Annotated in this window: 11 protein-coding genes; all 11 read right to left on the bottom strand. The window is 47.1% G+C overall.

All coding sequences use genetic code 11. The annotated features are described in order from the left end of the window. Nucleotides 1-29: 29 nt before the first annotated feature. Nucleotides 30-374, bottom strand: a complete 345-nt coding sequence (locus MHH49_RS17425; RefSeq protein ID WP_036683628.1) for a YlmC/YmxH family sporulation protein — start codon at nt 372-374, stop codon at nt 30-32. A gap of 130 nt (nt 375-504) precedes the next feature. Then, nucleotides 505-1,287: an RNA polymerase sporulation sigma factor SigG gene (sigG, locus tag MHH49_RS17420; protein ID WP_036683631.1), complete on the bottom strand. Its 783-nt coding sequence runs from the start codon at nt 1,285-1,287 to the stop codon at nt 505-507. Between the two features lie 78 nt (nt 1,288-1,365). Next, nucleotides 1,366-2,088, bottom strand: a complete 723-nt coding sequence (gene sigE / locus MHH49_RS17415; RefSeq protein ID WP_036683937.1) for an RNA polymerase sporulation sigma factor SigE — start codon at nt 2,086-2,088, stop codon at nt 1,366-1,368. A gap of 92 nt (nt 2,089-2,180) precedes the next feature. Further along, nucleotides 2,181-3,128 (bottom strand): sigma-E processing peptidase SpoIIGA, encoded by a 948-nt coding sequence (gene spoIIGA, locus MHH49_RS17410; protein WP_036683940.1) that lies wholly within the window; start codon nt 3,126-3,128, stop codon nt 2,181-2,183. Nucleotides 3,129-3,397: 269 nt separating this feature from the next. Beyond that, nucleotides 3,398-4,519 (bottom strand): cell division protein FtsZ, encoded by a 1,122-nt coding sequence (gene ftsZ, locus MHH49_RS17405; RefSeq protein ID WP_036683633.1) that lies wholly within the window; start codon nt 4,517-4,519, stop codon nt 3,398-3,400. A gap of 61 nt (nt 4,520-4,580) precedes the next feature. After that, a complete protein-coding gene (ftsA, locus tag MHH49_RS17400; RefSeq protein WP_036683637.1) occupies nt 4,581-5,843 on the bottom strand; it encodes a cell division protein FtsA in 1,263 nt (420 codons plus the stop codon). A gap of 343 nt (nt 5,844-6,186) precedes the next feature. Continuing rightward, nucleotides 6,187-6,942, bottom strand: a complete 756-nt coding sequence (locus MHH49_RS17395) for a cell division protein FtsQ/DivIB (protein ID WP_076098550.1) — start codon at nt 6,940-6,942, stop codon at nt 6,187-6,189. A gap of 64 nt (nt 6,943-7,006) precedes the next feature. Then, nucleotides 7,007-8,290 carry a UDP-N-acetylglucosamine 1-carboxyvinyltransferase gene (murA, locus tag MHH49_RS17390; protein WP_036683642.1) on the bottom strand — a complete coding sequence of 428 codons (1,284 nt, stop codon included), beginning with the start codon at nt 8,288-8,290 and terminating at the stop codon, nt 7,007-7,009. A gap of 206 nt (nt 8,291-8,496) precedes the next feature. Further along, entirely contained in the window at nt 8,497-9,609 is a 1,113-nt protein-coding gene (gene murG / locus MHH49_RS17385; protein WP_076136524.1) for an undecaprenyldiphospho-muramoylpentapeptide beta-N-acetylglucosaminyltransferase, read from the bottom strand. A 5-nt stretch (nt 9,610-9,614) separates the two neighbouring features. Further along, on the bottom strand, nt 9,615-10,712 hold the full coding sequence (spoVE, locus tag MHH49_RS17380; protein ID WP_036683647.1) for a stage V sporulation protein E: 1,098 nt from the start codon (nt 10,710-10,712) through the stop codon (nt 9,615-9,617). A gap of 49 nt (nt 10,713-10,761) precedes the next feature. Then, nucleotides 10,762-12,183: a UDP-N-acetylmuramoyl-L-alanine--D-glutamate ligase gene (gene murD / locus MHH49_RS17375; protein ID WP_340033516.1), complete on the bottom strand. Its 1,422-nt coding sequence runs from the start codon at nt 12,181-12,183 to the stop codon at nt 10,762-10,764. Between the last annotated feature and the right edge of the window lie 3 nt (nt 12,184-12,186).

Genomic DNA, 12,186 nt, shown 5'->3' with positions numbered 1-12,186 from the left:
TTAAATAAAAAAACAAAAAACGCACCTAATTAATAAGTGCGCCGTTCGCTGCGATCTCCCCGCTCCAGATACATCGTTTCCCGCTCTTCCTGTCCCGGAGACATCCGTGACTCTTCAATCTTCACGAGCACTACATCGGACCCGATCTTGACTATATTCCGCCATGGAATAATCAGATCTGTCCCGCCTCCGAACAATCCCATAAACCGAGTGTATCCGGGTATAACGATGGCATCTATGACACCACGGCGCAAATCAAGCTCCAGATCACTAATCTGCCCCAGCCGCTTGCCATCTACAATGTTGATAACATCCTTCGTCTGAAAATCAGAGATTTTCATTTTTTTGGCAGACCCTTGATAATCCTCATTCATCTCACCACCCCTGTACAATCCGACCTATAGTCCAATATATGATACGGAAGCTTGTCTACATTCATTAAAAAGAGGAGATCGCCCAAAATCCTTAACCCGGATTCTGGAATATCTCCTCATGGCTACTGCTCTAAGATTTCACGTGTTTTTGCATTTGCTGAATCGCAGATTTCTCCAAACGTGAGACCTGTGCCTGTGAAATGCCAATCTCGTCTGCGACCTCCATCTGTGTTTTCCCTTCGAAAAACCGCATGGATAAAATTCGTTTCTCCCTTTGTCCTAACTTACGCATCGCTTCACGTAATGCAATTTCTTCGATCCACGACACATCCTTATTCTTATCGTCGCTAATCTGGTCCATTACATAAATAGGATCGCCGCCGTCATGATAGATCGGCTCGAATAAGGACACTGGATCCTGAATGGCATCAAGAGCAAATACAACATCTTCCTTCGGCACACCCAGCGCTTCTGATATTTCGAATATCGTCGGTTCCCGCGAGTTCTGATTGGTCAGACTATCACGTACCTGGAGCGCCTTGTAGGCGATATCTCTGAGAGAACGTGATACCCGAATCGGGTTGTTATCACGCAGGTAACGCCGAATCTCACCGATAATCATCGGAACTGCATATGTGGAGAATTTAACGTTTTGTGATAAATCGAAATTATCAATGGCTTTCATCAGACCGATGCAACCCACCTGGAACAAATCGTCAACAAATTCTCCCCTATTATTGAACCTCTGGATAACGCTTAGAACAAGTCTAAGATTACCGTTTACCAATTTCTCTCTGGCGGATCGCTCGCCCTGCTGCTGCAGCGAAGTGAACAGTTGCCGCATTTCCACATTCGTTAGAACAGGCAGCTTAGCAGTATCCACACCGCAAATCTCGACTTTATTACGGGTCATGATGATTTACCTCCCAAGGAGAAACATTACTGTACATTATCTCCCGGGCTCGCCATTTTATTCCTTGCTAATTTCACCTTACACCATCTTGTTAAACTCCTTGCGCAGCCGCTTGATAATTCTTTTCTCCAGCCGCGAAATATAAGATTGGGAGATGCCAAGCAGATCGGCCACATCTTTTTGTGTCTTTTCTTCGCCTCCGCGCAGGCCAAATCTCAGCTCCATAATGAGTCTTTCCCGGTCACTCAGCTTTTCCAGTGCCTTTTGCAGCAGCTTGCGATCAACCTGTTCTTCTATGTTCCGATAAATGGTATCATTTTCCGTTCCTAATACGTCAGAAAGCAATAATTCATTGCCATCCCAATCAATATTAAGCGGCTCATCAAAAGAAACCTCACTCCGTGTCTTGCTGTTCCGCCGCAGATACATCAAGATTTCATTCTCTATGCAGCGGGATGCATAAGTAGCCAGTTTTATTTTTTTCTCAGGATCAAAAGTGTTCACAGCCTTAATTAAGCCAATAGCGCCAATCGAAACCAGATCCTCGATATTGATGCCGGTATTCTCAAATTTACGAGCGATATATACTACCAAGCGAAGATTGCGCTCAATCAACATCGCACGAACAGCTGCATCGCCGCTAGACAGCCGCTGAAGCAGATATTCTTCTTCTTCCCGTGTCAGCGGTGGAGGAAGTGCCTCACTCCCGCCAATATAATAGATTTCCTGACTCTTCAGCCCTAGTAGAAACAGCATGCGGTAATATTGCAGCTGCAGAGCAATTTTCCATTTGACCATTATTTGTTCCTCCTCCAAGAAGTGCACGGTTCGCGTGTGAAGCTTTCAAATCCCGCTTTCAGCCATCAGAAGTTTGGTTCAGCTAGCTTTAAAGATTAGGAAGGCAGTGCTGCATCAATAGCGCTCTCTTTTTGAGTCAAATCAGGATGTATTACAGCCCGATAGGCTCCATCCCCCGACAATGTCCCACCATCCAGCCCGATCAAGACTCTTTTACAATAAAAGATATCTTCACCAAGCTTTATCGTCACCTGATCAGGCTTCAGTGCAAGCATAAATGATGCCCCCCGGTTAACTCCCCTGTAAGGCACCAGACGCATCCTGTCCTGCCAAGCAAACGACTGCCCGTCCGTTTCTAGTAAAAGTTTGTCCGCTCCGTCCTGAGTGAGTCTACCTTTCCATGTTTCAGGCAGATGTCCCTCCCAGAGCGAAGATTCCATAACCATCACCGGTATGCGGGTCAAAGGATCACAAAGCCGGTTACCTGTGTCTAGCAGGCCGGGACAGGAAACAGTCACTCCATCAATTTCTACTACCACCTCACCGATATAGGTTTCAAGCTGCTCCCTTCTGATTCGTGAGGAGTGCACTGCCTTGAAGCAGATTAACACCAGGGGAAATACTGCAATTACAAACCAAAAACCAATCTTTAGGCGGTAAGCATGCCCTCCTGAAGCAGTGAACATAATACCATTCCAAATATCACCGGAGCTCTGCAGCAAATAGTGAATACCTACAATCCCACCAGCAGCTGCGAAGTTGATAATATAAAAAGCTCCCATAGTGCGAAGGTAGCTTTGCAGACTCCCAAAACCAAAGGCAATCCATAGCATAACCACCGACAATCCAAACTTAATGAGGAAGGTATACATGAAAGACAACTCCGGCACAAACATCATCACCACATAGAGCGCACCAACCAGAGCTGAGAGGACTAGCCGCCACCATGATATCCTCAGCTTGACCATCCAGCCTGTCAGCCACAATAGAATTCCGTCGATCACTAGATTGGCGGCGAATATCAAGTCAATATAAACAACCAGTGCATTCACCTGCCTACTATGGCGGAATCTATCCTGTAGCCAAAATGGATCAGGCTCTGTTTTTTGGACGATATGATTAGTATAAAAAGTCTCGCTTTCAAAGTCTGTCTAAACTTGGGGGGCATTCTTGAGGTTTTTTTGTCGAGTTATAGCGTGGGAGGGTTTTATTCCTTCTGAACAGCATTTCACATAAAAAAAGCACCGCAGTACCCTAGCTCTATTAGCTGGATAATACGGTGCTTTCATATCTTCTTGATAAAAATATTTAACTAGTCGTTGTTGCTACGATTACGGTTACGCAGGAACGTCGGAATATCCAACTGATCTGACGTGTTCTGATTCCCGAACGGACGCAGATTAGCAGCGTTCTTATCCGGTGCTGCCGCTGGCTCGTTATTCGTCGAGACCGGACGACGTCCTGGAGCTTCAGGCGATGGTTTATGTTCAAAGCCAGTAGCAATTACTGTTACTTTGATATCATCCTTCAGGCCTTCATCAATTATCGCACCAAAGATCATATTCACTTCAGGATCAGAGGCGGATGTAACGATCTCAGCCGCTTCATTGACTTCGTATAGGGAGAGGTTAGATCCTCCCGTAATATTCATGATTACGCCGCGGGCGCCTTCAATAGACGTTTCCAAGAGTGGGCTCATGATGGCTTTACGTGCTGCTTCAGACGCACGGTTCTCACCATTTGCTATACCAATTCCCATAAGCGCTGAACCGCGCTCTGTCATGATCGTCTTTACATCCGCAAAGTCAAGGTTAATCAGACCAGGAACCTTAATTAGGTCAGAGATACCTTGAACAGCCTGCCGGAGAACATTATCTGCTTCACGGAAAGCTTCCAACATCGGTGTTTTCTTATCAACGATCTCAAGCAAACGGTCATTTGGAATGACAATTAGCGTGTCGACTTTTTCTTTCAAAGCTTCGATTCCAAGCATTGCCTGGTTATAACGTTTTCTTCCTTCAAAAGTGAACGGGCGAGTAACTACACCCACAGTCAGGGCTCCACATTCTCTAGCAATTTCAGCTATAACTGGCGCCGCCCCTGTACCTGTACCGCCACCCATTCCTGCAGTAACAAATACCATATCTGCACCTTTAAGGGTATTCGAAATCAGATCACGGGATTCCTCCGCTGCTTTCTTACCGACTTCAGGGTTGGCGCCTGCACCCAAACCGCGGGTCAGCTTGTCCCCAATCTGCAGCTTGTGCTCCGATTTGGCCATATGCAACGCTTGGGCGTCTGTATTAACCGTAATAAATTCTACACCCTGAACGCCGTTTTCAATCATCCGGTTGACAGCATTACTACCTCCGCCGCCCACGCCGATGACTTTTATTTGCGCCAAGCTCTCCATTTCAAAATCAAATTCTAACATATTGTTCCATCTCCCCCTCAATGTGCTTGGATGGCCGGTCCAAGTATATCTGGACTTACACTTATATAAACTCGCTAAACATATTTTTTAGACGCTCCACAAATCCGGGCTTCTGAACAGTTTCCTGACTCGGAGTGGCGTTCTGCTTGCTCCGGTTGACCGTCTTTTTGTTGCTGCTTCCACCACTGTTTCTTGCTCGGAAACTACGGACAACATTATGCAGAATACCGACACCGCCGGTAAACCCAGGGTCCCGTACACCGATATAATCCGGCACGGCGATGCGTACAGATGCAGCCAGCTCGGTCTGAGCAGCCTTCAATACACCCGGCATCGAGACAGTCCCACCTGTAAGTATATAACCTCCAGGCAGTTCACTGTAACCAAGCCGTTTAACTTCTTGACGAATCAGGTGGAATATTTCTTGCACCCTTGGCTCGATAATTGCCGCCAGATCCTCTTGGTTAAATTCCTTCTCCACATTACTGCCAATGCGCAATACCTTGAAGACAACGTCTGAGGCTGCATCGTCAATCCATGCGCAACCATATTTAAGTTTTACCTTCTCCGCTTGATCAGTAAGCGTCCGAAGTCCGTAGGCAATATCATTGGTTACGAATTCTCCTCCGATCGGAATCGTGGAGGTTGCACTAAGAGAACCCTCTTCGTATATGGCTATTGTTGTTGAGCCCGCACCAATATCAACCAGAACAGATCCCATCGATTTCTCGTCCTTGGACAGCGCCAATCCACCAGCTCCAAGAGACATCAGCACAAGATCCTTTACCTTCAGCCCTGATTTCTCAACACAGCGTAGTAGATTATGTATTGGCGTCTTAGCACCCGTAATGATTGTTGCCTCAACTTCCAGACGAACACCGATCATTCCGCGCGGGTCTTGAATTCCTTCAAGACCATCGACGATAAATTGTTTGGGAACAACATCAATCACTTCACGCTCCGGAGGCATAGCAATGACTTCCGCAGCTTTAATTACGCGATCGATATCATCATCGCCGATTTCACGATCCTCATTCTGAACGGCCACAACACCGTGGCTGGATTGCAGGCCAATATGATTACCGGAAATGCCTACATAAACCTCTGATATTTGAATACCCACCATCTGCTCTGCATGATCTATAGCACTTTTGATCGATTGCACAGTTTGGTCGATATCTACAATCGCGCCTTTACGTATTCCTTCCGAATCAGCAGATCCAACGCCAATAATATTAAAGGTTCCATTGGTAACTTCCCCAATTATTGCCCGAACTTTGGATGTACCGATGTCCAAACTAACAATGATGTCATTGTTGCTCAAGTCCTATGGCACCTCCTGTTATAATCATAATTAATTGCATTACCTTATCCCGGTCCCGGGAAACTTCTCTGTACATATTCAACATACCTAATCCTTTCCCTCTTTTTTCTACAAATTTTTTGAACGGAATAATATTCCAACATCCCCAAATGTGAATAGTTACTCATATGTTATTGTAAAAATAGCAATTATCACAGGAAATATCGGCCTAATTGGTCATTTCAACCAAATATAGTACTATATCTCAAAAAAATCGAAGAAAAAAGAGGGATATAGCTTCTTGCCCGTAACTCCGATTGTAGCATTTTTTTAACTCTATTAGTAGGGACTATTTACCTCCACACTACTCTTGCGCAACATCTTCTTCATCGCTTTCCACCTGAAAAGGAACATATGAATCGGCTTCTAGCATTTTAATGAGTCCAGGCTGTTCAGTCTCTATAATCTGATTCAAATAGGACACCTTGCTCTTTAGCAAAGAGATGGCTGTAATCACCTCAAAACGGGATCTAGTATAGAGCTTGATCCGGTCTGGAAAAGACAAGGTTGGCGAGGGAACAATCTCAGAGATATCACTTGTCAATTCATTAGGAATGCTTGCTAATGCTTGACATAGCTTAGCCTTATTCGGATCATCCGGGTCCCAGTTCGTTAATATAGGTTTCTCAACAGCAATTCCAGTCTCATTAACAGGCACTGCAGCTCCACTGGACAGAATCGCCTTTAAGAGGCCTCCCTGTTCCAGTTCATAAGCTACCGCAGGGAATTCCTCAATCTTTACTGTGATCACCCCGGGGAAATCCTTCTGCACGCTGACGTCTTTAATCGTCTTAAGCTTCAGCAGAGATTCTTCCACAGCTTTAGTTGATACAGCAAAGAATTGCCCACCTATTTTAATTCCACTTTGTGAGAGTAACTCTTCACTAGTAGAATACTTGCTACCTTGAAAATCTATCACTGTAATATGGCTAATAGACGATCTGAAAAAAATCACAGCAAGAAGCGCAGTGAACAGCAGCAGCAGGATCGCCGTAATCTTACGGCTCATTTTTTTCTTAGGCTTGTCCTCTTTAAGTAGAGGTAATCGGGTTGTAGTCATTCTCATATCTCCGTAATAAGGCCCTGTCTCCTTCTCTGAGAGATCTGGAAGGAGACAGGGAGCTTTAATTGGCCAAATCAAGTGGATCCGTTACAGGCACCTTACGGCTTATACGCGCGCCAAGCTTCTGAAACAGCTTCTCTATTCCATCATAACCACGGTCAATGTGATGCGCTTGCTCAACGACCGTAGTCCCTTGTGCAGCAAGCCCGGCAATGACCAGAGCTGCACCCGCCCGCAAATCAGTAGCTTCCACAGTAGCACCATACAATCTCTGAACGCCGCGAATAAACGCACGATTCAAATCGATAGAGATGTCAGCACCCATCCGGGCCATTTCTTCCACATGTTTGAACCGTCCCTCAAACACCGTCTCCTTGATCACACTAAAACCATCGGCGAGCGACAGCAGCACCATGACCTGAGATTGCAGATCCGTCGGGAAAGAAGGATAAGGAGAGGTTACAATTCTCTCAACCGCACGCGGACGCCCCATGCAGCTGACATTAATTATATCATTGCATACTGTGATTTGAACACCAGCCCGCTTAAGCACATGAATAAGCGAAGTCAGATGCCCGGCGTTCGTATGTGTCAAGGTCACATTCCCACGTGTAGCTGCCGCAGCAATCATTACAGTTCCAGCCACTATCCGGTCTGGGATTACCTCGTACGTACAGGGATATAAGTTTTTGACACCCTGGATCGTAATGGTATCGGTGCCTGCACCGATAATCTGAGCACCCATACTATTCAAAAATTGCTGTAGATCCTGTATTTCCGGCTCTCTTGCTGCTCCCGATATCGTCGTTGTCCCCTCTGCCTTGGCGGCAGCCATCATAATATTCTCCGTGGCTCCAACACTTGGATAGTCGAGATGAATATCACTCCCTACAAGCTTTGAGCCCCGACAGGATATTCGTCCGTTGCTTTCCTCGATCTCCGCCCCCAGTGCTTTAAGACCCTGCAAATGAAGATCGATTTTACGCTCCCCGATCGCACAGCCACCAGGCTGATAGATCGTTACCTCACCAAATCTGGATAACAGCGGTCCCATTAAAAAAATGGAAGATCTCATCTGCCGCATCAAATCCTCAGGTACATGAGATGTCCCCACGGCTGACGTATCTATCGTCACCGTATCCTCTTGATGCACGCACCTGCAGCCCAGCCGATCCAAGATGTCTAGCATAGTCTCGATGTCCAGCAGCTTCGGCACATTATGCAGTGAGTGAACTCCTTCGGCCAGCAGGCTTGCCGCTAGAATCGGCAGCGCCGCATTTTTTGCTCCATGGATACGAATGGTGCCTGACAGGGGACTTCCACCCTCAATCACCAATTTGTCCAATGTATCACCTCCGAGATTACCGCTCACCCACCACAAACACTTCCGATACAAGGTCATATGAAATGTACAAGATTATCCTGCACTACCTTTCAGGTTAGGAAGTGTTCTGGGTGATTGTCACGATTATAGGATTATCCTATGTTCGTTCCTCCAAGTGTGTGACAGAGAGCTGCCAATAAGGAAAATACCTCTCAAAGGTAAATGGCTTAAGACTGTTTACCGGCTAGTCTTCGGAGTTCGTTAGTGACAATGGCAGCAGAATCCCTTTTGCCCAGTCGTTTGGAAGCCTCGGACATTTTTTGGCGTACAGCTTCAGTTCCAATGATTGCTTGCACAGCTTCATAAAGCGCCTTACCATTCAAATCCTTCTCAAGCAGCACCACAGCGGCCCCTTCGCGTTCCAGCTGTCTTGCATTCGCCTCTTGGTGATTGTTCGTCACATTAGGAGAAGGGATAAGTACAGAAGGAATACCCAGCGCTGTAATCTCAGCGAGAAAGGATGCCCCCGCCCGATTTACGATTAAGGAGGTACAAGCCAAGACCTCCGGCATATTGTGAACATAAGGTAGGACATGCAGCCAGTTCGGTGTGCTACCCAGCTTCTGACGCAATTCAGCACGGGTATCCTCAAAATAAGGCTCACCTGTAACGTAAACATAATGAACACCATTACCCTTACCCACAAATGGGGCCATTTCAATCATGGCTTTATTAATAGCCTTAGCCCCTTGACTGCCGCCAACAACCAAAACAACCGTGCTGTTATCCGGAATGCCCAGCGAGGCAAACCCCCGTTGTGGACTAGCCGTAGTAACCGTCGTTGCCCGAGGATTACCTGTGTAGATTACGTGCTTGCTCCCCGGAAAAGCAGATTCTGTCCCTTCAAAGCTTACGGCCACTGTACTCGCGTAACGACTTAAAAAACGATTTGTTAAACCAGGGATAGCATTTTGCTCATGGATCAAGGTTGGGATGCCCAGCCGGGATGCAGCGTAAACGACTGGACCACATACATAACCGCCTGTACCAATTACAACATCAGGCTTAAACTCTCTTAACATTTCTTTGGAAGCCTTAACGCCCTTTAAAAAACGCATCACCGTCTTGACGTTGTCCATGGACAGCTTGCGCCGAAAGCCAGTGATGTCGATAGATTTGAAAGGGATATTCTCTTGGGGAACAAGCTTGCTCTCTAAGCCACGCGTTCCACCAATATACAGGAAGGTAGATTCACTATCTTCTGATTCCAGTTGTCTAGCAACAGCGACTGCGGGATAGATATGACCACCCGTGCCTCCGCCGCTTAATACGATACGCATGTCTTTCACCTCGCATAACGGGATAAGTTCAATAGAATGCCCAGGGAGGTTAACATCAGTGTAAGCGAAGAACCTCCATAGCTAATCAGAGGAAGCGTAATGCCTGTTACAGGCATCAGACCAATGACCACACCAATATTAATAATGACTTGCACAGCCACCATACAGACGATGCCAACGGCCAAATAGCTTCCAAAACGGTCAGGCAGACTCATCGCCACCTTCATTCCGCGCCAGATTAGAATAAGAAACAGGATCAACACTGCCAAACCACCGATAAACCCCAGTTCCTCGGCCAATATAGAAAAAATAAAATCGGTCTGCGGCTCAGGTACATAACTGTACTTCTGCCGGCTCATTCCAAGTCCGAGACCCCCGAGCCCTCCAGGCCCAATCGCGTATAGCGACTGAATAATCTGGTAGCCTGCACCGAGGGGATCGGACCAAGGATCAAGAAAAGCGGTGATCCGCTGCAACCGGTAAGGTGCTGCGGCAACCAAAGCAACAAAACCAGCCACCCCAGCTACTCCTAGTGAGAGTAGATGTTTCATTCTTGCCCCAGCTGTAAAGACCATCATCAAGGCTGCGCCAAACATAACGGTACCTGTACCCAGATCCGGCTGGAGCATAATCAGTGCAAAAGCTGACCCGATAAGCGCTAACGGGGGAAGTAAGCCACGAGTGAAGGAGGTGATATCATACTCTTCTTTTCCCAGCCAATTCGCCAGAAATAGAATCATCCCCATCTTCATGAACTCGGAGGGCTGAATCCCGAAGGAGCTGATTCCGAGCCAGCTGCGCGCTCCCCCGCGAACTACACCAATGCCGGGAATAAGCACCATAACGAGCAGGATAAAGCAGACAATCAGTGCCGGCTTAGCCAGCTTTTTTAACACTTTGTAGTCTGTATTCGCTGTAACAAACATTGCAACAAGTCCCAGTCCTGCAAACAAAAGCTGCCTCTTTACAAAGTAAAACGAATCTCCATAATTGCGGAAGCCTAAAACAGATCCGGCGCTGTATACCATCACCATGCCGATCACCAGCAGAGAAAGAATGGGAATCAGCAACCAAATATCGGGAGCATGACGAGTTTTGTTCATCAGGAGCACACCTCTTGCATCCGTAGTAGGGGCTTATCCACCCCCCTACTTAAAGGTTATGCACCGCCTCTTTAAAAATACACCCGCGCTCTTCATAGGATGTAAACATATCCCAACTAGCACATGCAGGAGACAGGAGAACGATATCTCCTTCTTCCGCCAGAGCGGAAGCTTCCCGCACAGCTGCTTGCAGCACGGCGGCGGCGCTCTCCCCATTATCGACGGAGATAATCTGCTTTAATCCTGCCAGCTGTGCTACATTTATTAGCTTGTCCTTGGTTTGTCCTAACGCCACCAAAGCTTTGACGCGTCCGCTCAGGACAGGCAGCAGCTCCATATAATCGGAGCCGCGGTCTAATCCGCCAGCGATCAATACCACCGGCCGCTGAAACGATGTCAAAGCCGTAATTGTCGCTTTGGAGTTCGTTGCTTTGGAATTGTTATAATAAGCGGCTCCAGCCTTATCAGCTACATACTCCAGGCGGTGCTCCACACCGCGAAAAGAAGAAAGCACTCCGCTTAATAGAGAGGGGTCCGCTCCAGCGGCAATAGCAATTCCACAGGCAGCCAGCGCATTCCCCACATTAAAGCGACCCGGAAGGGCGATGGAATCCACATCCGCGATTATCGTTTCCTTGTCCGCAGATTCGCGATAGATAATGTGGCGCTTCAGCTCATCATCTTGCCCCGTAATGTAGGACGGGCTAACAAATACTCCATGAGGCAGCTCCTCAAACAAGGAGAATGGAAGAATAGAAGCCTTCATATAGGGTACAAGTTCCCGGCAGACAGGATCATCCCAGTTCAGCACTGCTGTATCCGTAGCTAATTGATTAGCGAACAGCTTGGTTTTGGAATCCACATAATCTTTCATGCTTCCATGATAATCCAGATGGGTCTCTGCAATATTCAGCAGACAGCCTATCTTAGGGCGGAAGGTCTCCGTACCTTTAAGTTGAAAGCTGCTAAGCTCAACTACCATCCAGTTATCCTCGGTAGCCTCTTGTGCAGCCTGACAGAGAGGCGTACCAATATTGCCCGCAATTATAGGGTTCATTCCCGCAGCTTCCAGCATATGGCCTACCCAGGTCGTCGTTGTCGTCTTACCATTGGAACCCGTGATCCCGATCATCGGCGCTGCACAAAGTCGATATGCCACCTCTACCTCTGTGACCACTTCAATTCCAAGCTCAATTGCCTTTTGTACAGGAGGCGCAGAATAAGGAATGCCTGGATTCTTGATTACCAGACTTACACCTTCATGAATAAGACCTTCCGGATGCCCACCGCATATAACACAAATTCCCAAAGATTCCAATTCGGAAGCTTCGGGACTTTGATCTCTTTCCTTTTTATCGTTCACCGTAACTACAGCGCCGCGTTCATGCAGCACTTTAGCCACCTGGACACCGCTTTTAGCAAGCCCAAGAACCACAACTTCTTCACCACGATACTTATCTGGATGTTTCATTCT

Source organism: Paenibacillus sp. FSL F4-0122, assembly GCF_038002845.1.
Classification (GTDB): domain Bacteria; phylum Bacillota; class Bacilli; order Paenibacillales; family Paenibacillaceae; genus Paenibacillus_AQ; species Paenibacillus_AQ odorifer.
This window is presented reverse-complemented; position numbering and strand designations above follow the sequence as displayed.